Annotated in this window: 22 protein-coding genes and 1 riboswitch; of the genes, 8 read left to right on the top strand and 14 right to left on the bottom strand. The window is 71.1% G+C overall.

What is annotated here, in order from left to right:
• Positions 1-56: 56 nt before the first annotated feature.
• From cofE to fdhD, 3 genes are all read right to left on the bottom strand, one after another.
• Positions 57-1,019, bottom strand: coding sequence for a coenzyme F420-0:L-glutamate ligase (gene cofE, locus NQV15_RS02665; RefSeq protein ID WP_232398058.1), 963 nt, complete (start codon positions 1,017-1,019; stop codon positions 57-59).
• Complete coding sequence (gene cofD / locus NQV15_RS02670; RefSeq protein WP_232398059.1) at positions 1,016-1,993, bottom strand: 2-phospho-L-lactate transferase; 978 nt, start codon at positions 1,991-1,993, stop codon at positions 1,016-1,018. The genes cofE and cofD overlap by 4 nt, the downstream gene beginning before the upstream one ends.
• A 127-nt stretch (positions 1,994-2,120) precedes the next feature.
• Entirely contained in the window at positions 2,121-2,954 is an 834-nt protein-coding gene (gene fdhD, locus NQV15_RS02675) for a formate dehydrogenase accessory sulfurtransferase FdhD (protein WP_232398060.1), read from the bottom strand.
• Positions 2,955-3,136: 182 nt separating this feature from the next.
• Here fdhD and NQV15_RS02680 point away from each other — a divergent pair, with 182 nt between their 5' ends.
• Entirely contained in the window at positions 3,137-4,309 is a 1,173-nt protein-coding gene (locus NQV15_RS02680; protein WP_232398061.1) for an HNH endonuclease signature motif containing protein, read from the top strand.
• Here NQV15_RS02680 and NQV15_RS02685 read toward each other — a convergent pair.
• The 3 genes from NQV15_RS02685 to NQV15_RS02695 all read right to left on the bottom strand — a co-directional run bounded on the left by NQV15_RS02685 (position 4,306) and on the right by NQV15_RS02695 (position 7,316).
• Complete coding sequence (locus tag NQV15_RS02685) at positions 4,306-5,418, bottom strand: AI-2E family transporter (RefSeq protein ID WP_257125085.1); 1,113 nt, start codon at positions 5,416-5,418, stop codon at positions 4,306-4,308. The two genes, NQV15_RS02680 and NQV15_RS02685, sit on opposite strands and share 4 nt — an antisense overlap.
• A 72-nt stretch (positions 5,419-5,490) precedes the next feature.
• Positions 5,491-6,168 (bottom strand): uracil-DNA glycosylase, encoded by a 678-nt coding sequence (locus tag NQV15_RS02690; protein WP_232398063.1) that lies wholly within the window; start codon positions 6,166-6,168, stop codon positions 5,491-5,493.
• Positions 6,165-7,316 (bottom strand): MFS transporter, encoded by a 1,152-nt coding sequence (locus NQV15_RS02695; protein WP_232398064.1) that lies wholly within the window; start codon positions 7,314-7,316, stop codon positions 6,165-6,167. The genes NQV15_RS02690 and NQV15_RS02695 overlap by 4 nt, the downstream gene beginning before the upstream one ends.
• A gap of 58 nt (positions 7,317-7,374) precedes the next feature.
• On the opposite strand from NQV15_RS02695, the gene NQV15_RS02700 reads away from it, so the two are divergent.
• On the top strand, positions 7,375-8,595 hold the full coding sequence (locus tag NQV15_RS02700; RefSeq protein WP_232398065.1) for an MFS transporter: 1,221 nt from the start codon (positions 7,375-7,377) through the stop codon (positions 8,593-8,595).
• A gap of 7 nt (positions 8,596-8,602) precedes the next feature.
• Here the strand turns inward: NQV15_RS02700 and ald are convergent, their stop codons facing one another.
• A complete protein-coding gene (gene ald, locus NQV15_RS02705) occupies positions 8,603-9,712 on the bottom strand; it encodes an alanine dehydrogenase (protein ID WP_232398066.1) in 1,110 nt (369 codons plus the stop codon).
• A 137-nt stretch (positions 9,713-9,849) separates the two neighbouring features.
• On the opposite strand from ald, the gene NQV15_RS02710 reads away from it, so the two are divergent.
• Entirely contained in the window at positions 9,850-10,314 is a 465-nt protein-coding gene (locus NQV15_RS02710; RefSeq protein WP_232398067.1) for an Lrp/AsnC family transcriptional regulator, read from the top strand.
• A gap of 3 nt (positions 10,315-10,317) precedes the next feature.
• Here the strand turns inward: NQV15_RS02710 and NQV15_RS02715 are convergent, their stop codons facing one another.
• The 5 genes from NQV15_RS02715 to NQV15_RS02735 are packed head-to-tail and all read right to left on the bottom strand — an operon-like array spanning position 10,318 to position 15,269.
• Positions 10,318-11,346, bottom strand: coding sequence for a GNAT family N-acetyltransferase (locus tag NQV15_RS02715; RefSeq protein WP_232398068.1), 1,029 nt, complete (start codon positions 11,344-11,346; stop codon positions 10,318-10,320).
• 47 nt (positions 11,347-11,393) lie between these two features.
• Positions 11,394-11,978, bottom strand: a complete 585-nt coding sequence (locus NQV15_RS02720; protein WP_232398069.1) for a GNAT family N-acetyltransferase — start codon at positions 11,976-11,978, stop codon at positions 11,394-11,396.
• Positions 11,979-11,986: 8 nt separating this feature from the next.
• Complete coding sequence (locus NQV15_RS02725; RefSeq protein WP_232398070.1) at positions 11,987-12,478, bottom strand: ASCH domain-containing protein; 492 nt, start codon at positions 12,476-12,478, stop codon at positions 11,987-11,989.
• Positions 12,475-13,935 (bottom strand): pyridoxal phosphate-dependent decarboxylase family protein, encoded by a 1,461-nt coding sequence (locus NQV15_RS02730; RefSeq protein WP_232398071.1) that lies wholly within the window; start codon positions 13,933-13,935, stop codon positions 12,475-12,477. Before NQV15_RS02730 ends, NQV15_RS02725 begins: the two co-directional genes overlap by 4 nt.
• Before the next feature lie 8 nt (positions 13,936-13,943).
• Positions 13,944-15,269 carry an MFS transporter gene (locus NQV15_RS02735; RefSeq protein ID WP_232398072.1) on the bottom strand — a complete coding sequence of 442 codons (1,326 nt, stop codon included), beginning with the start codon at positions 15,267-15,269 and terminating at the stop codon, positions 13,944-13,946.
• A gap of 47 nt (positions 15,270-15,316) precedes the next feature.
• On the opposite strand from NQV15_RS02735, the gene NQV15_RS02740 reads away from it, so the two are divergent.
• Positions 15,317-16,954 carry an ABC-F family ATP-binding cassette domain-containing protein gene (locus NQV15_RS02740; RefSeq protein ID WP_232398073.1) on the top strand — a complete coding sequence of 546 codons (1,638 nt, stop codon included), beginning with the start codon at positions 15,317-15,319 and terminating at the stop codon, positions 16,952-16,954.
• 7 nt (positions 16,955-16,961) lie between these two features.
• Here NQV15_RS02740 and NQV15_RS02745 read toward each other — a convergent pair whose 3' ends face one another.
• Complete coding sequence (locus NQV15_RS02745) at positions 16,962-18,398, bottom strand: alpha,alpha-trehalose-phosphate synthase (UDP-forming) (RefSeq protein WP_372490343.1); 1,437 nt, start codon at positions 18,396-18,398, stop codon at positions 16,962-16,964.
• Positions 18,399-18,419: 21 nt separating this feature from the next.
• Positions 18,420-19,397, bottom strand: a complete 978-nt coding sequence (locus NQV15_RS02750) for a Gfo/Idh/MocA family protein (protein WP_232398075.1) — start codon at positions 19,395-19,397, stop codon at positions 18,420-18,422.
• A gap of 66 nt (positions 19,398-19,463) precedes the next feature.
• Between NQV15_RS02750 and NQV15_RS02755 the strand changes: the two genes are divergently transcribed.
• The 4 genes from NQV15_RS02755 (at position 19,464) to thrC (ending at position 22,862) form a co-directional block, all read left to right on the top strand.
• Positions 19,464-19,760, top strand: coding sequence for a DUF3263 domain-containing protein (locus NQV15_RS02755; protein ID WP_232398076.1), 297 nt, complete (start codon positions 19,464-19,466; stop codon positions 19,758-19,760).
• A 7-nt stretch (positions 19,761-19,767) separates the two neighbouring features.
• On the top strand, positions 19,768-20,325 hold the full coding sequence (locus NQV15_RS02760; protein WP_232398077.1) for a LytR C-terminal domain-containing protein: 558 nt from the start codon (positions 19,768-19,770) through the stop codon (positions 20,323-20,325).
• Between the two features lie 7 nt (positions 20,326-20,332).
• Positions 20,333-21,139: a trehalose-phosphatase gene (gene otsB / locus NQV15_RS02765; RefSeq protein ID WP_232398078.1), complete on the top strand. Its 807-nt coding sequence runs from the start codon at positions 20,333-20,335 to the stop codon at positions 21,137-21,139.
• A gap of 326 nt (positions 21,140-21,465) precedes the next feature.
• Positions 21,466-21,580: riboswitch (SAM riboswitch) on the top strand.
• Between the two features lie 10 nt (positions 21,581-21,590).
• Positions 21,591-22,862 carry a threonine synthase gene (gene thrC, locus NQV15_RS02770; RefSeq protein WP_232398079.1) on the top strand — a complete coding sequence of 424 codons (1,272 nt, stop codon included), beginning with the start codon at positions 21,591-21,593 and terminating at the stop codon, positions 22,860-22,862.
• The last annotated feature ends 2 nt before the right edge of the window (positions 22,863-22,864 follow it).

Raw genomic sequence — 22,864 nt, forward strand, 5'->3', positions numbered from 1 at the left:
TCCGATCCCGTGGGGGACCCTTCGCACCTACCCCGTTCGCGGGGGCGGCAATCGGATCAGTCGTCCTGCAGCGCGGTGATCCGGACGCCGACCGTCGTGCCGTGCGCGATGCCGATTGAGACCAGCCGCTGGGCCAGCACCCCTGCGCCGATGTGGTCGTCCTCGCCGACCGACACGACGATCGTGCCGTCGTCCACGGCGACCTGCCGGCGGGGGAAGCTCAGGCCCGACATGGCCAGGTCCACGATGCCCTGCAGGCTCATCCCCGGATCGGCCGGCAGGCCGGGCACCGGCTCGTCGCCGATGATCGCGGCGACGGCGGCCTCGCGGGCACCGAGGCCGAACATGTCGGTCTCCTCGTCGCGGATGAGCGAGCGCGCCCCCGGACCGTCGCCCTCGGTCAGCCACGCCGGATCGGCTCCGCGCACGATCACCACGGGCCGGGCACCGAACTTGCCGGATGCCAGTTCGGCGCCGCCGGCGAGCTGGTCGGCGATCGCGGGGGCGGTCACGGCGAGCGGGTTGCCGTAGGGATCGGTGCGGCCCTCGTAGGAGTCGACGGGCAGCAGACCCGCGCAGCCGATCGCGATGTCGGTCTGGCCCACCCGCCAGGCCCTGCCCGCGGTGTCGCTGATGACGACAGCGACACCGACGCCGGTCAGCTCGCGCAACCGGCTGCGCAGGGCCGCGGCGGAGGCGTCCGGATCGGGCGGCAACGGGATGAGGGTGCCCGGGGCGGTGTTGCTGTTGTCGATGCCGGCGGCGGCCATCGTCAGCCCGTGGTGCGTCCGCACGATGCTGGTGGGACCGCGCCTGGCCACCACACGGTCGGTCTCGTCGGCCAGCAGCTCGTCCTTGGTGCGCGTCGTGGCCAGACCGGCGGCCTTGCTGACGATCTTGCTGGTCACGACGACGACGTCACCCGGTTGCAGGGTCGCGTGCTGGGCGATCAAGGCGGCCACGTCGTCGCCGGGGGCGACCTCGCCGATGCCGTCGAGGGGTTCGAAGATCAGGGTCATCGGGCGTCCTGCAGGGTCAGGGCGAGGTCCATGGTGTCCCGCGCCAGCTGGTCGGTCGTGTCGTCATCGCTCATCCACAGCGGGACGGCGCGCGCCGTGATCCCGAGGGACTCGATGCGCTCGGTCTGCTGCTCGTCGGTGGCGTCGATCAACCAGCCGTCGAGCAGGCCGCCGGACGACCGGGCGCCGTGGTGGGCCGCGACCCCGGTGGCGCTGATGTGGATGCCCAGACCGGTCAGCAGCTGATCGGCCATGCCCCGCACGGCGCCGCCGCCGATGATGGGGGAGACGCCGACGACCGGCGCACTCGTCGCCCCGAGCGCGGCGCGGATGCCGGACACGGCGGCGATCGGCCCGATCGAGACGATCGGGTTCGACGGCGGCAGGACGACGACGTCGGCGCCGGTGATCGCGTCGACGACACCCGGTGCGGGCGAGGCGTCGTCGATGCCGCGGATGACGACCTCCTGCACCGGGACCTGGGCGCGCAGCCGGATCCAGTACTCCTGGAAGTGGATGAGCTCGCGGGCACCGTCGCGGTCGATGCCGATGTGAGTCTGGACGCTGTCGTCGGTCATCGGGAGCAGATGGACGCCGGGCTGCCAGCGCTCGCACAGCTCGGCCGTGACCTCGCTGAGGGTGCGCCCCTCGCGCAGGCGCATCGTGCGGACCAGGTGGGTCGCGAGGTCCCGGTCGCCGAGCCCGAACCACGCCTGCTCGATGCCGTACGTCGCCAGCTCGTCCTTGGCGTTCCAGCTCTCGTCGGTGCGGCCCCACCCCCGCTCGCGGTCGATGCCGCCGCCCAGGGTGTACATGACGGTGTCCAGGTCGGGGCTGATCCGCAGCCCGAACAGGTCGATGTCATCGGCGGTGTTGGCGATGACGGTCACCTCGTCGCCGGGGCCCTTCGTCCGCAACAGGCCCTGGATGAACCGGGAGCCACCGACTCCGCCCGACAGCACCGTGATCTTCACGCGTTGATTGTCTCCCACGGTGCGCCCGGCTGCGCGAACCGGCCCAATTCAGTAACCTGCAGTTACGGTCGCGACCCGGCCGTCCTGACCGCCCCGCGACATCCCTGGACGCGGGGCGGTCAGGCGCTCAGCCGGCGGTGATCCGATCGGCCCCCGCATAGACGTTGAAGGCGCCGCCCCGGCTGAAGCCCAGCAGCGTCATCCCGGCCGATGCCGCGTGCTCGACCGCGAGGGAGGACGGGGCCGACACCGCGGCCAGCACGGGGATGCCGGCCATGTGTGCCTTCTGCACGAGCTCGAACGACGCGCGTCCCGACACCTGCAGGCAGGTGCCGCGCAGGGGTAGCCGTCCCTCGCGCAGAGCCCACCCGACGACCTTGTCGACGGCGTTGTGGCGGCCGACGTCCTCACGCAGGCACAGCAGCTCGCCGGCAGCGGTGAACAGCCCGGCCGCGTGCACGCCGCCGGTGCGGTCGAAGACCTTCTGGTGGTCGCGCAGCCGGTCCGGCAGTGAGCCGAGCAGCTCGGCGCTCCAGGTCGTCTCGTCGTCCAGCTGGCCGAAGTGGGTGGCCTTGTGCACCGCGTCGATCGACGCCGTGCCGCAGATCCCGCACGAGCTGGAGGTGTACACGTGCCGCTCGAGCCCGGTGTCCGGCGGCGGCGTGCCGGGGCTCAGCTCGGCGTCGATGACGTTGAACGTCTGCAGGCCCTGCTCGTCGGTGCCGGCGCAGAAGCGCATCGAGGACAGCTGGTCGGCCGACCAGATGACACCCTCGGAGACCAGGAAGCCGGCCACGAGGTCGAAGTCGTCGCCGGGGGAGCGCATCGTGACCGAGAACGAGCTGCCGCCCACCCGCACCTCCAGCGGCTCCTCGACGGCCAGCGCGTCCTCGCGCTGGACGGTGCGCTCGTCGGGTGCGAATCGGGTGACGCGGGTGCGTCGTACCAGGCGTCCTGCCATGCGAGTCATCTCCTCCGGCTCTGTCCTCGATCCTCGCACGAGGCGCTAGAGGCGGCTGATCTCGCGAAGCCCCGTCGAGCGGGTGCCATCGTGGAGCTGCAGCCCAGTGCGGTCGACGGCGCCGTGCACAGGCTGGGATCGCAGGCAAAAACAGTGTCGGTGGTCACGTCTAGATTGGAGATATGGCCACCACCACGGAACGCGATCTCGACGTCCTGACCGACGTCGTGCGGTGGCGGGCGCGCGCCGAGGCATTCGAGGTCGGCGCGATGCTGGACTACCGCGATCGGGAAATGGCCCGGACTGCTTCGGTGGAGCCAGCGATGCGCCGCCAGATCGAGCGGTCGGCGATCTGCCTGTCCATCGGTGAAGCCACCGGGCTCAGCGAGGGCCAGGTGCAAGGCCGCTTGGCGGCCGCCTCGTCGGTGCGCGAGAAGGCGCCGTCGGTGTGGGATGCCTTCGGCGACGGGGTGATCGACTTCGGACGCGTGCGTGACATCGCCGCCACGATTGACCAGCTCAAGCGGGAGGAGTCCATCGCCCGCCTGGACCGGCTGGTGGTCGGCTACGCGGTCGACCACACCGGCGCGGAGCTGCGGGCCTGGTTGCGGCGATTCGTCCAGCGGGTCGAGGCCGGTCTGGCTGTTGAGCGCGCCGACGACGAGCGCCGCAACCGGCACGTGTCGATACGCCACGGCGCGGACTCGATGGGGACGCTGTACGCCTATCTGCCGTCCCACGAGCTGGCGGCGATCGAAGCGCGCTTGCGCAAGGAAGCCCGCCGCACCGTCGCCCACGATGACGACCGCACCGCGACCCAGCGTGAAGCCGACCTGCTCGTCGCGTGGTGCAACGGATCAGAGGCAGCCAGCAGTGCCGTCGACGCGAACATCGCTGTGACGATTCCCGCCGACGTGCTTGCCGGGTCGATTGCCGGATTTGCTGAGTCCACCGACGGACGGTGGGCCGTCCCGGCCGCCTGGGTCACCGCAGTCGTCAGCGCCGGGAGCGCCTTCTGGCACCGGATCGTGACCGACCCGGTGACCGACGACATCCTCAGCCATGAGTACCTCGGGAGATTCAGTCCGGACACCTTGGATGTCGCGCTGCGCTTTCGTGACGGTGTCTGCCAGTCACCCGGTTGCATGGTCCCGGCCGAACGCTGCGACATCGATCATCGAGAACCCTGGCCGGTCGGCCCCACTCGAGCCGACAACCTCGGCCCGCTGTGCCGAAGACACCACCAGATGAAGGGCCACGGGGTCCTGTGCTGGTCGACCCGACCACCCAGACCACGTAAGCCGCTGGTCGTCGAGATCTGGCGAGATCCCGTCAACATCGAGTACGCCGGCTAGTCCTCTTCTTCTCGGTCGGCGGCGAGGATCTCCGCAGACCTGGCGTCGGTCTTGGGCGCCAGCACCGACACCGACTCGTCGATGCGCTCATTGGCGTAGCGCAGGATCTCCGCGACACTCGCGGCGACCGGGACGGCCAGGAAGGCGCCGGTGATGCCGAACATCGACCCACCGGCGGTGACGCTCATCAGCACGACGGCGGGGTGCAGGTTCATGTTCTTGCCCTGCAGCACCGGCGACAGGACATTGCCCTCGAGCTGCTGGACCAGGACCACGATGACCAGGGCGATCAGGGCGTCCTTCCAGTCATTGGTCACCAGGGTCACCAGGACGGCCAGGGCGCCACTGATGAAGGCGCCGACGATCGGGATGTACCCGCCGAAGAAGGTGATGACCGCCAGCGGGACGGCCAGCGGTGACCCGAGGATCGCCAGTCCGGCGCCGATGATGACGGCATCGATCAGCGCGACGAGGCTCTGCGTGCGGATGAATCCGCCGAGCGTCGACCACACCCGGGCGAGCATCTCGGTCAGGTGCGCGCCGGCGCGCTGGCCGCCGATGGCCGTGACCCAGGGCAGGAACTTGTGGCCGTCCTTGACGAAGAAGAACGTCAGCATCAGGATCAGCACGAGGTTGACGATGATCGACGTGGCCGTGGTGATCGTCGAGAACACACCCGCGCTGATGGCGGTGGCACTGGACTGCAGCTTCTCCTGCACGGCCTCGAAGGCACGGGTGATCTGCCCGTCCGACAGGTTCAGCGGCTCGCCGGCGACCCAGTCGCGCACCTTCTGCAGGCCGCCCGACGCGCCCGAGGCGATCTCGCCGGCCTGGCCGGCCACCTGGGGGGTCAGGATCGCGATGACGCCGACCAGCACGCCGATGAAGCTGATGACGACGAGCGCCGCCGCCAGCGCCGATGGCCAGCCCTTGCTGCGCAGCCAGCCGACCGGCGGACCGAGCACCGTCGAGACGATCAGCGCCATCGAGACGGGGAAGATCACCATCCAGATGTGCCCGATGCCCCAGCCGATGACATAGCCGGCCACCGCGATGACGATGATCCGGAGCCCCCACCGCTGCAGCCCGGCGAAGGCGTCGTCGATCACGACACCGCGGTCTCTGATTCTCTGCTCCTCAGCCACCGGCCCAGCCTAGTGGCCATCGGGCTCGCCAGCCGGTCAGGACTCCAGCCGCCAGTCGACCGGCTCGGCTCCCTGGGCGGAGAGCAGCTCGTTGGCACGGCTGAACGGCCGCGAGCCGAAGAAGCCGCGCGACGCCGACAGCGGGCTGGGGTGGGCGGACTCGATCGCGGGGACGTTGCCGAGCAGGGGCCGCAGGCTCTGCGCGTCACGTCCCCACAGGATCGCGACGAGCGGCCGGTCGCGGGCCACGAGTGCCCGGATCGCCTGCTCGGTCACGGCCTCCCAGCCCTTGCCGCGATGGCTGGCCGAGACGCCCGGCGTCACCGTGAGCACCCGGTTGAGCAGCAGGACGCCCTGGCGTGACCACGGGGTGAGGTCGCCCGAGGACGCCGGCGGGACGTCCAGGTCGGCCTGCAGCTCGGTGAAGATGTTGACCAGGCTGCGCGGCAGCGGGCGGACGTCGGGTGCCACGGAGAACGACAGGCCCACCGGGTGCCCCGGCGTCGGGTAGGGGTCCTGGCCGGTGATGAGCACCTTGACGTCGGCCATCGGCTCGGCGAAGGCCCGCAGCACGGCATCGCCGTCGGGCAGGTAGCCGCGGCCCGCGGCGATCTCGTCACGCAGGAAACCGCCCATCTCGGCGATCCGGTCGGCGACCGGCGACAGCGCCTCGGCCCAGTCGGGGGCCATGAGCTCGCTCAGCGGTCGGTTCATGTGCGGCTCGTCTCCTGCGGTGCGAGGGCGCGCGGAGCCAGCAGGCCCGCGGCCAGACATCCTACGATCGGCAGCGCGAACGCGGTCGTCAACGAGACCCAGTTCGTCAGCAGCCCGATGAGCGACGGGCCCGCGAGCAGGCCGAGGTAGCCCATGCTGGTCACGCGCGCCAGGTACGTGCCGGACGCCGAGGCGTCGACATTGCCGGCCGCGGAGAAGAACTGCGGCACGCAGCCGGCCAGCCCGATGCCGAACACCGCCCAGGCGGCGATCGCCAGCGCGGCATTGGGAGCGAGTGCGGCCCCCAGCAGCCCTACGGCGCCGACGAGCGCCGCTCGGCTGACGTAGACAGCCGGGCCCCACGCCGCGACGACGCGGTCGGCCACCAGGCGCACCGCCGTCATCGTGATCGAGAACGCGCCGTACGCGAAGGCCGCGATGGTCTCGCTGGAGCCGAGCGAGTCGCGCAGGTGGACGGTGCTCCAGTCGTAGGCAACGCCCTCGCCCAGCAGCAGCGCGAAGGCCAGCAGGCCGAGCAGCAGCACGCGGGACGTCCACGGGGCGCGGGTGCGTGGAGCCGCGTCGGGCTCGGGCGCCGGTGCGGCGACCAGCGAGGACCGCAGCGACAGGGCTGCGACGACTCCGACGGCGGCGGCCACGCCCAGCGTGACCCGCAGATCGACGTCCAGCGCGATCAAGGACCCGCCCAGGATCGAGGCGATCAGGCCGCCGAGGGAGAAGAAGGCGTGGAACGCCGACATGATCGGACGGCCGTAGGCCCGCTCGACCACGACGGCCTGCGCGTTCTGCGCCACGTCGACGATGCCGTTGAAGAAGCCGACGACAGCCAGGGCGAGGACGAGCTGGGTGCCGCTGGTCGCAAGCGCCGGGCCGGGCAGGGACAGCGCGAGGGCGACCGCGGCAGTGGTCACGACGGGACGGCTGCCGAGCCGGTCGATGGCCGGTCCGGCCAGCTGCATCCCGATCCACGCCATCGCGCCCAGCACCAGCAGGAAGAGGCCCAGGTCGGCCTGGTCGACACCCGTTCGATCCTTGATCGTGGGGATGTTCACGACCCACATGCCGAGCAGGAAGCCGTTGAGGGCGAACAGACCGAAGGTCGCGGTCCGGGCGCGGGTGGGTGGCATCGCCTGAGCGTATCCGGCCTCCTGCTGCCCGAGTGGCTGCCGGTAGGGTGGGGCAGCTGTGTCAGCCATCGCTTCCTACCGCGCGCTCCTGCGGATCGTCGGGCCCGCCTACATCCTCGTAGCCTTCCTCGGGCGGATTCCGCTTGCCATGAGCCAGCTGGGAGTCCTCGTCCTGGTGAGCGAGACCACGGACCGCTACGGCGTCGGCGGCGCCGCGGCCGGCATCCTGGCTGTCTCCAACGCGATCGGGGCGCCGATCTTCGGAGCGCTCACGGACCGCATCGGACAGCGTCCCGTGGTGCTCGTGCAGTCCCTCATGGGTGCCCTCGGCCTGGCCGGCATCGTCGCCGTGACGGACCCGGGCGCCTCGCAGGCGACGATCTTCGCGATGGCCGCCGTCGCCGGGTTCGCGATCCCGCAGGTCGGGCCCTTGGCGCGGGTGCGCTGGCGTCCGATCACCAAGGACAAGGGCGATCAGCGCCGGCTCGTGGACGCCGCCTTCTCGTACGAGGGCGCCGCCGACGAGGCGTCGTTCGTGCTGGGCCCCGCCGCGATCGGTGTGCTGGCGATCATCGCCGAGCCGTCCGGGGCGCTGCTGGCCGCGGCCGCCCTGCTGGCGATCTTCGGTTCGTGGTTCGCGATCCACCCCACGTCCGCACTGGTGGCCCGCCGGACCGTCACCGGTGCCGGCGGCACCGAACCGCTGTGGACCGGGGTGTTCGTGGTGCTCGTGATGGCGCAGCTGTGCGTCGGCATGATCTTCGGCAGCGTGCAGACCGGCACCACGGTGCTCGCGACATCGGAGGGCCAGCCCGGGCTGGCCGGCCTGATCCACGCGGTGCTCGGCATCGGCAGCGTCATCGCCGGGCTCGCGATCACGGGTCTGCCCGAGCGGGTGCTGTACGCGACCCGGATGGCCGTCGCATCGGTCGGCCTGCTGATCCTGACCTCGCCGCTGCTGCTGGTCGACTCGCTGCCGGCACTGATCACCGTCATCGCCCTGATGGGCTTCGCCGTGGCGCCCTACATGATCAGCAACTTCGCCCTGGCCGGCATCCTGGTGCCGGTCCGCAAGGTCAGCACCGCGATGACGATGCTCGCCGGCGCGACCGGCATCGGCTACGCGATCGGCGCGGCGCTGGCCGGGCGGCTCGCCGATGCCAACGACCACACCTCGGCCTTCGCCGTGACGGTCGCGGCCGCAGGGCTGGCGGTCGTCATCGCCCTGGTCTCGAACCGCGCCCTGCGTGAGGCCGTCCCCGTCGACCAGGGCTACTGACCCCGGGTCAGAGGGCGTCGAGCGGAGTGACGTCGAGGCCGAGGGCCTCACCGACGGCCCCGTTGACCAGGTGCCCGTCGTGGGTGCTGAGACCTCCGGCGAGAGCAGCGTCGTCGGTGACGGCCTGCTTCCAGCCCCGGTCGGCGATCGCGACGGCGTAGGGCATCGTGACGTTGGTCAGCGCGTACGTCGAGGTGCGCGGCACGGCGCCGGGCATGTTGGCGACGCAGTAGAAGATCGAGTCGTGGACCCGGAACGTCGGGTCGTCGTGCGTCGTCGCGTGTGAGCTCTCGAAGCAGCCGCCCTGGTCGATCGCGATGTCGACGAGCACTGATCCCGGACGCATCTGGGCGACCAGGTCGTCGCTGACCAGGGTGGGCGCCTTGGCGCCGGGCACCAGCACCGCGCCGATGACCAGATCGGCCTCCCGGACGGCCTTCTCGACCGCGAACGAGCTCGACGCGACCGTGGTGATCATGCCCTGGAAGCGGGCATCGACGGCACGCAGCTTGGCGACGTCCAGGTCGAGGATCTCCACCCGCGCGCCCATGCCACGTGCCACCTCGGCGGCGTTGACGCCCGAGACACCGGCGCCGATCACGACGACGTCGGCGGGATAGACACCCGGCACTCCGCCGGGCAGGACACCGCGTCCGCCGTTGCTGGCCATGAGGTGCTGGAAGCCGACCTGGGGTGCGAGCCGTCCGGCGACCTCGGACATCGGCGCGAGCAGGGGCAGCGAGCGGTCGGCCAGCTGCACCGTCTCGTAGGCGATCGAGGTCGTCCCGGCGGCCAGCAGGGCATCGGCGCACGGCCGGCTCGCGGCCAGGTGCAGGTAGGTGAACAGGGTCTGACCGCGCCGCAGGCGCCCGTACTCCTGCTCGATGGGCTCCTTGACCTTGAGCACCAGCTCGGCGGCGGCCCACACGTCGTCCGCGGTGTCGAGGATCTTGGCGCCGGCCGCGACGAACTCCGCATCCGTGATCGACGACCCGGCGCCGGCGTCCTTCTCGATCACGACGTCATGGCCGTGCCGCACCAGCTCGTGCACGCCCGCCGGGGTGATCGCGACGCGGTACTCGTGGTTCTTGATCTCGCGGGGGACACCGACCAGCATGACTGCTCCTTCGACCGTGGGCGCTTTTTTCCATGGTGAAGGAAGTGCATCGGATGCGGCAACGGCCTGAACAAGATTCTGTACAGTGGCCGAACAGCGCGTAAATACGCCGGTTCGCCGCTGCTGGAGGCTGCACCATGAAGGATGTTCGCGAGCTCGACACCATCGACGGGCGCATCGTCACCCAGCTGCGTCGTCAGGGCCGCCTGCCGAACAACGCACTGGCCGCCGCCGTGGGCATCGCGCCGTCGACCTGCCTGACCCGGGTTCGTGGCCTCGTCGACCGCGGGGTCATCGCCGGCTTCCACGCCGAGGTCGACCCGGCGTGGTTCGGCCGCCCCATCCAGGCGATGATCGCGGTGCGGCTGCGCAGTGACGCCCGCAGCGCGATCAACGAGTTCTCCGACCGGCTGGCCGCGATGACCGAGGTGCTGAACGTGTTCTTCCTGGCCGGGGCGGACGACTTCCACGTCCATGTCGCGGCCCGCGACCCCGATGACCTGCGGTCCTTCGTCGTCGACCACCTGAGCTCGGCGCCCGAGGTGGCCCTGACCGAGACCAACCTGATCTTCGAGCACAAGCGAGGCCGCCTCGCGGAGTGAGCCTCAGTCCGAGAGGTCGATGTCCTTGAACCAGGAGTCGGTGGCGTAGTCGGTCGTGAATCCCAGTGCGAGGTACAGCTGGTCGGCCTTGGTGGGGGAGTCCGCGTCGACCTCGAGCCCGACCCGGTCACGGCCGCGCCGGGCAGCATCGGCGATCACGGCGCCCAGCAACGACTTGGCCACCCCACGGCCCCGCGCGGCCCGGTTGACGCCGATGTACTCGACGTACGAGCCCTCGGCACCGCCTTCGGGCGCCGACAGGACCGAGCACACCACGGAGCCGGCGGGCACCGGCTGGCCGCCGTCCTCCGGCTCGACATAGGCCAGCCACCAGTGGTCCCAGCTGTGACCGGGATCCTCGCGCAGGCGCTGGACGAACTCCGGAAAGCTCTCGCGATAGGAGTTGAAGTGGTCCTCGAAGGACTCCTCGAGCATCTGGTGGACGATCTGCAGGTCCGCCGCCACCGGCAGCCCGTTCTCGTGCCGCTCGACCGGACGGACGATGACGCCGGCGCGGGGCTCGAGCTCGGCCTCCTCGGGAGTCACCGGCCGCTCCATGTGCAGCCAGGTGCGCTTCTTGGCGTACCCGGCCAGCGCGAGCCAGCCGGCCTGGCGGGTGTCCTTGGCGAACGGGCTCTCGTCGAGGCGGGTCTCGGTCACGCCGCGCAGGCGGGCCATCGCGATCGCCGCCTCCTCGGCCCAGGCGTAGAAGGCGTGGGCGATCGAGTCGATCTCGGGGACGTCGCGGTCGAAGTAGCCCCACACCAGCGCGCGTCCGGCGGCCCGGTCGTGCACCGTGATCCAGGCGCGCGGGACGTCGTCCGCGCCGACCGCGACCAGCTGGCGCCGGGTCCACGAGGCCTGCCCGGCCACCTCGGACTCGATGCCCGCCGGGTCGACGTGTGCCCCGCCGGTGCCCTGCAGCTCGTCGAGGCGACGCAGCTCGACCAGCGCGTCGATGTCGTCGTAGACGGGGACGCGGGCACGCCACGCTCCGGGCAGCTCGGGCAGGTCCGGGGTGGGTTCACTCATGGCATCGGTCATCGGGGCCATTGTCTCCGATCGGGTGCGACGCTCTGTCACGGGTCCAGCCGGGCCCGCAACGCGGCGCGTGCCGCCGGCCACTCGTCATCGATCATCGAGAACTGGACGGTGTCGCGCCAGGTGCCGTCGCGGCGGATCCGGTGCTTGCGCAGGACCCCCTCGCGCTGCGCGCCGAGACGGGCGATCGCGGCCTGCGATCGCTGGTTGAAGATGTCGGTGTGCCACACGACGCGGACGCAGCCGAGGTCGTCGAAGGCTCGGGTCAGCAGCAGCAGCTTGGACTCGGTGTTCAGCCCGGTCCGCCAGTGCGCGGAGCCCAGCCAGGTGAAGCCGATCGCGACGGTGCGCAGGGTCGCGTCGACGTCGTAGAACGTCGTCAGGCCGGCCACCCGGCCCGTGGCGGTGTCGATCTGAGCCCACGCAACCAGCGCGGGATCGCCCAGGTAGCGGTCGACGAGCGCGCGGGCGGCGGCCAGGTCTCGCGGGCGCTCGAACGACAGCCACCTGAAGACCTCGTCGGAGTCCGCCGCTGCGAGCACCCCCTCGGCATGCTCGGGTGTCAACGGCTCCAGGCGGACGAGCCGGCTGGTCAGGGGCGCGGGATGATGGAAGTCCGGCATGGGGTCAGTCAGCGTGGGTAGAGGACGCGGAAGCGTTCCAGGACGATCGGCATGGTCGGGTCGAAGCCGCGGTCGTGGCTCGCGTGCTCGGTGAAGAACTGCTCGTGCACGGTCCGCCAGTGATCGAGCGAACGGTCGCCCTCACCCTCGAGGTGGGCGTGCTCGGCATCGACGTCCTCGAACGGCACGACGTCGACCCTCGTCACCTCGATGAGTGCGCGGGGCTGCTGTGCGCCGTCGAGGATGATCGCGAGGTCACCCACGCGGGGCAGCTGCTCGCCCTCGTGCTCGTAGTCCCAGGCGGCCCCGGCCGTGGCGGTCTTGGTGCCGTCCAGCACCAGGGCGATGAGCTCGTCGGCCTGCTCGGGCGTCGCGCCGAAGGCCCATGCCGGCGGGACGAGGGCCTCCCCGGAGAACGTGCCCAGGTAGCCGGGCACCGGATTGGTGCGGGTCTGGTGGCGCGCCACTGACCAGAAGGAGTCGAGCTGCTCGGCGGTCATTCCGTGAGCGTATCGGCCCCCGGCCGGGGCGGGCGGGAGAGCCGGTCGAGGAAGGCGGTCAGCAATGCCTCCCGCAGGGCCGGGGGAGCGACGTCCAGCAGGGCGTTGACCGGGGCCATCCGCTCCGGAGCCGTGACCTGCCCGGTCCCCGAGCCGAGGCCGGCCAGGGCCAGCAGGCCGTCGAACGCCTCGTCGTCCAGGGTGGCCGGGTCCAGCGACGAGGCCGCCGCGCGCAGGCCCTCGTCCACGACGATCGGTCCGGCCCCGACGGCGACCGCCACCGACTCGCCGAGTGCGACCAGGAAGTCGGGCACGGCGTCAGCGGTCGCCGCCGAGACCGTGAGATGCAGCGAGGCCGGCATGTCGCGGAAGCTCATCTGGGGCTGCACGAACCAGCCGCGGGTGAGCATCTCGTCGCTGATCGTGAACACGTCGCACGATCCATCGGTCTGAAGTGTCACCAGGGTCGAGTCGGGGCGCGTCACCAGCCGCACGTGGTCCTGTGCCTCGATGCCGGCGACCAGCGCCGCCGTGCCGTCCAGGGCGGTCCGGACCAGATCGAGGTAGCCCTCGTCACCGATCAGGTTCACGACGGCCCAAGCCGCGGCCAGCGGCCCGCCCGACTTCGTGGACTGCATTGTGGCGTTGAGCATCGTGTAGCCGGGCCAGTCGGCGCTGGCGAAGTACTGCGAGCGCCGCAGCGCCGCCGTGGCGTGCAGCAGCAGCGAGACGCCCTTCGGCGTGTACGCGTACTTGTGCAGGTCGGCCGAGATGCTCGTGACGCCCTCGACCCGGAAGTCCCACGGCTCGACGTCGTGGCCCAGCCGCTCAGCCCACGGCAGCACCCAGCCGCCGATGCACGCGTCCACGTGGAAGCGGATCCCACGCGCGGACGTCTCGGCGGCGATCGCCCCGATCGGGTCGACGACCCCGTGCGCGTACGACGGCGCGGACGCCGCCACGAGCACGACCCGGTCGCCGAACGTGTCCATCGCCGTGGCCATCGCGGCCGGCTCGGCACGCTTGGTCACCGCGTCCACGTCGACCGCGACGCGCTCGACGCCGAAGTAGTGCGCGGCCTTGGCGAACGCGGCGTGGATCGTGGTCGGCACGATCATGACCGGTGCGACGACATCGGGTCGGGCGTCGCGCGCTCCCTGCACGGCCAGCAGGATCGACTCGGTGCCGCCGGAGGTCACGGTGCCGACGACCTGCTCGGCACCGTGGAACCGGTCGCGGGCGAAGGCGACCAGATCGGTCTCCATCGCCAGCAGGCTCGGGAACGCCGTGGGGTCCAGACCGTTGGTCGACGCGTACATGGCCAGGGCCTGCTTGCCGAGTTCGTCGGCGTCGGCGAGCCCTGAGTCGTAGACATAGGCCAGGGTCCGTCCGCCGTGCGTCGGCAGGTCGTGCTCGCGCAGCTGCTCGAGCCGGCGCAGGATGTGCTCGGTCGGCACGTGCCCTCCTAGGGGTGGGTCGTCAGGTCGGCGTCCAGTGCGTACCGCCGCAGGAACAGCATGCTGGCCGCGATCAGCACGGCGGGGACGACCGAGAAGCCCAGCGCGATCGCGGTCAGCGCGCTGTCGGGCTGCTCGGCGCTGCCGTCGGTCGAGGAGACGTAGCCGCCGATGGCCAGCACGAGGGCGAACAGCCCGGGGCCGATCGCCAGTCCGAGGGTCTCGCCCGCGGTCCAGACACCGGTGAACACCCCGATCCGGTTCTCGCCGGACGTCAGGGCGTCCTCCGCCGCGACATCGGGCAGCATCGCCATCGGGAAGACCTGGGCGCCGGCGTAGCCGATGCCGACGATCGCCGCCGCGACGTACACGACCGCGGTCAGCTCGGCGCGGGCCACGAGGAGCAGCAGGGCGCCGACCACCAGGAACGTCGAGGCGATCAGGTAGCCCGATCGCTTGCCCCGCCGCGCCGCGTGACGTTCCCACAGGGGCGTCACGAGCAGTGCCGGCCCGACGAAGGCGGCGAACAGGATCGTGGACGCCGCGGCGCTGTCGAGCAGGTCGTCGGCGACGTACGCGACCCCGGCCAGCATCGCGCCGACCCCCATCGCCTGGAGCACGAAGGTCAGCAGCAGCACCCGGAAGTCGCGGGACGCCGAGACCAGGCGCAGCTGATCGCGCAGCGTCCCACCCGCCGTCTCGACCCGGTGCTCGGGCGCGTCGCGGGTCCCGCGCCAGGCCCCGACGACACCGACGACCAGGATCAGCGCGACGTAGGCGCCCATCACCCGGTAGCCCGCCGGTGTCTGCTCGTCACCGAAGGCGTCGACCACGGCGGGCGCGGTCGCTCCCGAGAGCAGGATCGCCAACGCCAGGACCGCGACCCGCCACGTCATCAGCCGGGTGCGCTCGGCGTAGTCCAGCGTCATCTCGGCCGGCATCGCGACGTACGGCACCTGGAAGAAGGCATAGGCCGTGGCGCAGGCGAGGAACCACACGACGACCCAGGCGGCGGCCAGCGCCGGCGGACCGGTGGGACCGGCGAACAGCAGCGCGAAACAGACCGCCAGGGCGAGGCCGCCCTTGAGCAGGAACGGGCGCCGCCGCCCGCCGGGCGCGGGCGACCGGTCGCTGATCCGGCCGGCGATCGGGTTCAGCACGACGTCCCAGGCCTTGGGCACGAACACGATGACCCCGGCGACCACGGCCGCGATCCCCAGGGAGTCGGTCAGGTAGGGCAGGAGCAGCAGTCCGGGCACGGTGCCGAAGGTGCCGGTGGCCACGCTGCCGAGGGCGTACCCGCGCCGTACCCCAGGGGTGAGCGTGTCGGCCATGACCCATGTCTAGCGGACCCGTGGGTCGCCTGTGGGACGATTTCGGGATGAGTGCCACCCTGGTCGCGAAGGCCCTGTCCGGGGGACATGCCCACCGAACCCTGTTCGAGGATCTCGACCTGACGGTCGCTCCCGGCGACGTCGTGGGGGTCGTGGGCGCCAACGGTGCGGGCAAGTCGACCCTGCTGAAGATCCTGGCCGGCGAGATGGCGCCCTTGGCGGGCACGGTCTCCGCAGCGCCGTCCGATGCCTTCATCGGCTGGCTGCCGCAGGAGCACGAGCGGCGCGAGGGCGAGACGGTCGCCGAGTACCTGGCCCGGCGCACGGGTGCCGCCGCCGCTGCCGAGGCGATGGAGGCCACCGCTGCTGCCCTGGGGTCCGGTGATCCCGCGGCCGACGACGCCTATGCCACGGCCCTGGACCGCTGGATGGCGTCCGGCGCGCCGGACCTGGAGGACCGTGTGCCGGCGGTCCTGGGTGACCTGCGCCTCGACGTCGACGGCGATGCGCTGATGACCTCGCTGTCGGGTGGCCAGGCCGCCCGTGTCGGCCTGGCCGCGCTGCTGCTGAGCCGGTTCGACGTGGTGCTGCTGGACGAGCCGACCAATGACCTGGACCTCGACGGGCTCGAGCGGCTCGAGCGACTGGTCACCGGGATGCGGGCCGGCATCGTGCTCGTCTCGCACGACCGCGAGTTCCTGGCCCGGTGCGTGACGCGGGTCGTCGAGCTCGACCTGGCCCAGCACCAGGTGCGCGTGCACGACGGCGACTACGACAGCTTCCTGGCTGAGCGCGCGGTCGCCCGGCGGCACGCCCGCGAGGCGTACGAGCAGTTCGCGGACACGAAGGCCGATCTGGTCTCGCGGGCCCGGACGCAGCGGGAGTGGAGCTCGCAGGGCGTCCGCAACGCGATGAAGAAGAATCCGGACAACGACAAGATCCGCCGCCGCGCGCAGAGCGAGTCATCGGAGAAGCAGGGCCAGAAGGTGCGCCAGATGGAGTCGCGCATCGCCCGGCTCGACGAGGTGGAGGAGCCGCGCAAGGAGTGGGAGCTGCGCTTCGACATCGCCGCGGCACCCCGATCCAGTGCCGTGGTGGCCACCCTGGACGGCGCGGTCGTGCGGCGTGGGGACTTCTTGCTGGGGCCGGTGTCCGCCCAGGTCGCGGCCGGCGACCGGATCGGCATCACGGGCCCCAACGGTGCCGGCAAGACGACGCTGCTGAAGCTGCTGCTCGGTGACCTGGCGCCCGACGAGGGCAGGGCATCCCAGGGGGTCTCGCTCTCGGTGGGGCAGATCGACCAGGCGCGGTCCGTGCTGCCGGACGACCAGACCCTCGGGGACGCCTTCGAGGCAGCCGTCCCCGACCTGTCGCCTGCCGACGCCCGCACCCTGCTCGCCAAGTTCGGCCTCAAGGCCGATCAGGTGGGCAGCCTGGTGGGACGGCTCTCGCCGGGGGAGCGGACGCGCGCGGCGATGGCGTTGCTGCAGGGTCGCGCCGTCAACGTGCTGGTCCTGGACGAGCCCACCAACCACCTCGACCTGCCCGCGATCGAGCAGCTCGAGCAGGCGCTGGCGGCCTACGAGGGCGCGTTGCTGCTGGTCTCGCACGACCGGCGGCTGCTCGACAACGTCAGCCTCGACCAGCGCTGGCACGTCGAGGGCGGACGGGTCACGCTGTCCTGACCGGAGCTCAGACCGGGCGCGGGTTCTTCTCGTGCAGCTCGCGGTCGGCCGTGAGCTCCTCGAGGAAGTTCGACGCCCACACCTCGATGTCGTTCTCCATGACCTGCTTGCGCATGGCCTTCATCCGGCGGCTGTTCTCCCGCGGGCTGGCGTTGATCGCGGCCAGCATCATCTGCTTCATGCCGTTGATGTCGTGCGGGTTGACCTGGTAGGCCTGCTTGAGCTCGGACGCGGCGCCGGCGAACTCGCTGAGCACCAGCGCGCCGCGGTCGTCGTAGCGGCAGGCCACGTACTCCTTGGCGACCAGGTTCATGCCATCGCGCAGCGGGGTCACGACCATGACGTCGGCAGCCCGGTACAGCGCCGCCATCTCGTTGCGGGGATAGGACGCGTGCAGATAGGTCACGGGCTGCTGGCCGATGCGGCCGACATCGCCGTTGATGCGCCCGACCAGCCGGTTGATGTCGTCGCGCAGCAGCTTGTACTGCTGCACGCGCTCGCGCGACGGGGTCGCGACCTGGACGAACACGGCATCGTCGACGTGCAACGATCCCTCCTGGATCAGCTCGCCGAAGGCGCGCAGCCGCTGGCGCAGGCCCTTGGTGTAGTCCAGCCGGTCGATGCCCAGCAGGATCGTCTTGGGATTGCCCAGGCTCTCGCGGATCTCGGCGGCCCGGGCGATGACCTCCGGTGTGCGGGCGAGCTCCTCGAAGCCCGCGGCGTCGATCGAGATCGGGTACGCCTTGGCCAGCACCGTGCGCCCGTCGGGCAGGTAGACCATGTCGCGGTGGGTCTTGTGCCCGACGCGCTGGCGCACCAGACGGACGAAGTTCTGTGCCGCCCCGGGCATCTGGAAGCCGACCAGGTCGGCGCCCAGCAGGCCCTCGAGGATCTCGCGGCGCCACGGCAGCTGCTGGAACAGCTCGGCGGGAGGGAACGGGATGTGCAGGAAGAAGCCGATCCGCAGATCGGGCCGCATCTCGCGCAGCATCGCCGGGACGAGCTGCAGCTGGTAGTCCTGCACCCACACCACGGCATCGGGCTTGGCGACCTCCGCGGCCTTCTGGGCGAAGCGCCGGTTGACCCGGACGTAGGAGTCCCACCACTCGCGGTGGAACTCCGGGGGAGCGACGACGTCGTGGTACAGCGGCCACAGCGTCGCATTGGAGAAGCCCTCGTAGTACTCGGCGATCTCGGTCTCGGACAGCGGCACGGGCACGAGGTGCATGCCGTTGTGCTCGAAGGGCGCGACCTTCTCGTCGGGCGCTCCGTGCCAGCCGATCCAGGCGCCGCCGTTGCGGATCATGACCGGCTCGAGGGCCGTGACGAGTCCGCCGGGGGAGGTGCGCCACAGCGTCTTGCCGGTCGGACTCGCGACACGGTCCACGGGGAGACGATTGGCGATCACCACGAAGTCTGCGCTGCCGGCCACCATGGTGCTCACCCTAGCGCCGATCGGCGCGCGTCACCGGGCGGCGACGCCCACCTGACGAAGGATCTCGTCCATCTGGCGCTGGATCGAGACCGTCTCGTCCAGGGGGAGCAGTGGCGACTCGGTCAGTCCCGCGCGCAGGCAGGCCGCGACCTCTTCGATCTCGTGGGCGTAGCCGCGGCCCGTCACGGGAAGCTCGGTGGTCTCCCGCTCGTCCCCGCGCACAAGGGTGAAGCCGTGGGGCTCGTGGAACCGGCCCGGTACCTGGATGCTGCCCGCGGGGCCCGCGACGACGGCGGTGTTGTCGCCCTGGGCGACCTGGGTCCAGGCGATGCTGGCCACGGCGCCGGACGCATAGGTCAGGGTCGCGCCGCCGCTGATGTCGATGCCCTGGTCGGACAGGACGCCGGCTGCCGCGATGGTCTCCGGCTCGCCGAGCAGCATGTGCACGAACGACAGGGGGTAGATGCCCACGTCGAGCAGGGCGCTGGCGCCCAGCGCCGGGTCCCACAACCGGGCCTTGTCGGTCGGCGCGACGAAGCCGAGCTCGGCCCGCACCTGCCGGACGTCCCCGATCGCGCCGGCGGCCACGATCTCACGCAGCCGGCGGACATTGGGATTGGTGCGGGCCCACATCGCCTCGGCGAAGAACACCCCGTGCCGGCGGGCGTCGGCGACCAGCGCTGCGGAGTCGTCGGCGTTGAGCGTCAGCGCCTTCTCACACAGGACGTTCTTGCCGGCCTCGAAGCACGGGCGGACGTCCAGGAGATGGCGCCCGTGAGGGGTGGCGACATAGATGACGTCCACGCCCGGATCGTTCACGAGCTCCTCGTACGAGCCGTGGGCGCGCGCCGCCCCGTGCCGGGCGGCGAACTGTTGGGCCGCCTCCAGACGCCGGGAGCCCACCGCGGCGAGCTCATTGTCCGGCACGAGGGCCAGGTCCGCGGCGAACTTGTCGGCGATCGAGCCCGTGGCCAGGATTCCCCATCGGACAGGTGCTGTGGTCGTCATGACACCCACTGTGCCATTGCGCCGACCGAATGACATGGCTGTTATTCATGCCCTAGGATGCTGGGCATGAGCGCCGTGGAGAAGTCAGATCCCCAGGGCTCCGCCGTCGCACAGACGTTGTCGGAGCGCGACCGGGAGATCCTGGCGCTCGAGCGGCTCTGGTGGCAGTACGCCGGTGCCAAGGAGCAGGCGATCCGCGACAAGTTCGACATGTCCGCGACCCGCTACTACCAGGTCCTCAACGCGCTCATCGACCGCGAGGACGCCCTGGCGTTCGACCCGCTGCTGGTCAAGCGCCTGCGACGCCTCCGTGCGCAGCGCCAGCGCAGCCGCTCGGCCAGGCGCCTCGGCATCGATCTCTGATCGCGAGATGGTGGCGCATCGCAAGAACGTGACTCCCGGCAAGGCCTACGTTCCCTCGAGCTGGTTCATCGTGCTGACCGTGATGGTCCTGATCGGCGGAGCCGGCTGGCTCGGCTGGCTGGTGCTGGACGACGACTCGTCGCCCAGCAGCTCCTCGCCGGCGACGGCCGCGCCCTCGGCGCCGGTCGAGTCCAGCGAGCCGACCAAGAAGTCGACCCAGAAGCCGTCCAAGCCGGCCGCCACCCCGAAGGCGGACCAGACCCCGAAGCCCTCGCAGGACACTCCCGCCGCGCCCCAGCGGACGGCACGGGTCTCGGTGCTCAACAACTCCGGCGTGGTGGGGGCCGCCCGGGCGTTCTCGGCCAAGGTCGCCGCCGCAGGCTGGCAGGTCAGCGGCGTCGGCAACTGGACCGGATCGATCCCGGCCAACACCGTGTACTACCCGGCAGGCCTGGAGGACCAGGCCAGGCTGCTGGCGTCCGAGGTCGGAATCCAGCGCATCCGCCCCAGCGTCGCGCCCATGCGGATGGACCGGTTGACCGTCATTCTGTCGGGCCAGCAATGATCGGAGCATGACCTCGTCCTCAGATGTTCGTGATGCTGTCGTCGCCGATCCCGCCGGAACGCTGCTGGCGCTGGACTTCGACGGCACGCTGGCGCACATCGTGGACGACCCGACGCGCGCCTTCGCCCACCACGACTCCGTCGAGGCGCTCGCACGGCTCGGCTCGGTGCTGGGACAGATCGCGATCATCACCGGTCGGCCGGTACGCCAGGCACTCGCCCTGGGCGGATTTGAGGGGCTCTCGGGCCTCGGGAACCTGGTGATCCACGGGCAGTACGGCGCCGAGCGCTGGGCGGCCGCCGACGGTGCGCTCACCCAGCCGGAACGGCCGCGGGCGATCGTCGAGCTCGCCGCGATGCTGCCCGACTGGCTGGACGAGCGCGGCGCCCACGGCGTGCGGCTGGAGGACAAGGGCATCGCGATCGCGATCCACACCCGCGGCATCGATCCCGGTGTCCTCGGCGAGCTGGCCGAGCCGGTCGCCCGGCTCGCGGCGGACCTGGGCCTCGCGGTCGAGCCGGGGCGCCAGGTCATCGAGCTGCGCGCGCCCGGGCACGACAAGGGCGACTCGCTCCGCGCGATCGTGGCGGACGTCCGTCCCCGGCAGGTGATCTTCGGCGGTGACGACCTCGGCGACCTGCCGGCCTATGACGCGGTCGACGAGTTCCGCACCCATGGCGGCGCGGGGCTGCTGATCTGCTCGGCCTCTGAGGAGCAGGACGCGCTCGTGGCGCGCGCGGACCTCGTGCTCGACGGCCCCGACGCGGTCGCCGAGTGGCTCCAGGCCCTCGCCGACGACATCGCCCCCTCCTGACCCACCCCCGCGCCCCCGGGGCCCGCGGTTTACCACGGTCCCTCGGCAAAGCTCGTCCGCCCACGGCAAATTTCCCGTGGGGGGACGCGGCTTGCCTGTGGCGGACGGCCGCCCGCCAGCTATCGGCCGAGCCGACGTCCTCCGCCAGCGCTGCCGCGCGTCCTCCCACCGCAAACTGGGTCCGCCCACGGGAAATTTGCCGTGGGCGGACGCAATTCGCGGAGGGACCGTGGTAAACCGCCGCCGCGGGGTCCGGATGGTGAGCGGGCGGTGTCCACGATGTGGACCGAGTGGACGCATCGTGAGACGCGCGCGTACGCTGACATCACTCATCCAGAGGGGTACAGGGACACGGCCCGACGACACCCCAGCAACCAGTCGCAGCACGCGACCAGGTGCTCAATCCGTCCCGGACGACAGTCGATCCGGGAAAGATGACCAGGAGACTCGCGTGAGCACGACGACCGCCCAGACATCCACCCGCACGATCCGCGACGGCGCCTTCGGGCACGCCACCGGGCTGGCCTGCCGCGAGTGCGGTGCGACCCAGGACCTCGGCCCGTACTACGTCTGTCGGGAGTGCTTCGGCCCCCTGGAGATCAGCTACGACTTCCCGGCCATCACGCGCGAGCAGATCGAGGCCGGGCCCGCCAACATCTGGCGCTACAAGGCCCTGCTGCCCGTGCCCGCCGACATCGAGCTCAGCCCCAACATGGAGCCGGGCTATACGCGCCTGCTGCGGGCCGACAATCTCGGCCGGGAGCTGGGCATCGCCCGGCTGTGGGTCAAGGACGACAGCACCAACCCGACCAACTCCTTCAAGGACCGGGTCGTCGCCTGTGCGCTCAGCGCCGCCCGCGAGCTTGGCAGCACGGTCTTCGCGTGCCCGTCGACCGGCAACCTGGCCAATGCGGTCGCCGCAGCCGGGGCGCGCGCCGGCATCAAGACCGTCGTGTTCATCCCCAGCAACCTGGAGACCCCCAAGCAGGTCAACTCGGCGGTCTACACCGAGAACCTCGTCGCGGTCGACGGCAACTACGACGACGTCAACCGGCTCGCCGGTGAGATCGCCGGCGAGGAGGACGGCTGGGCGTTCGTCAACGTCAACGTGCGTCCGTTCTACGCCGAGGGCTCCAAGACCCTCGGCTACGAGATCGCCGAGCAGCTGGGCTGGCGCCTGCCGGACCAGATCGTCATCCCGGTCGCGTCCGGCTCGCAGCTCACCAAGGTCCACAAGGCCTTCCAGGAGCTCATCAAGCTGGGTCTCGTGGAGGACAAGCCGGTCAAGGTGTTCGGCGCCCAGGCCACCGGGTGCTCGCCGGTGTCGGCGGCCTTCCGCGAGGGCTGGGACGCCGTCAAGCCCGTCCGGCCGGACACCATCGCCAAGTCGCTGGCGATCGGCAACCCCGCCGACGGCGTGTACGTGCTGGACATCGTGCGCGAGACGGGCGGCGCGATCGCCGATGTCTCCGACGACGAGGTGCGCGATGCGATCGTGCTGCTCGCGCGCACGGAAGGCGTCTTCACCGAGACCGCCGGCGGCACGACGGTCGGCGTGCTCAAGAAGCTCGTCGAGACCGGTCAGCTCGATCCCGAGCTGGAGACCGTCGTGATCAACACCGGCCACGGCCTCAAGACGCTCGACGCCGTCACCGACCGCGTCGGTGCGCGCGCGACCATCGCGCCGACGTACGACGCCTTCGTGGCCGCCGGCATCGCCTGAGC

The sequence above is a fragment of the Aeromicrobium wangtongii genome, assembly GCF_024584515.1.
Taxonomy (GTDB): Bacteria; Actinomycetota; Actinomycetes; order Propionibacteriales; family Nocardioidaceae; genus Aeromicrobium; species Aeromicrobium wangtongii.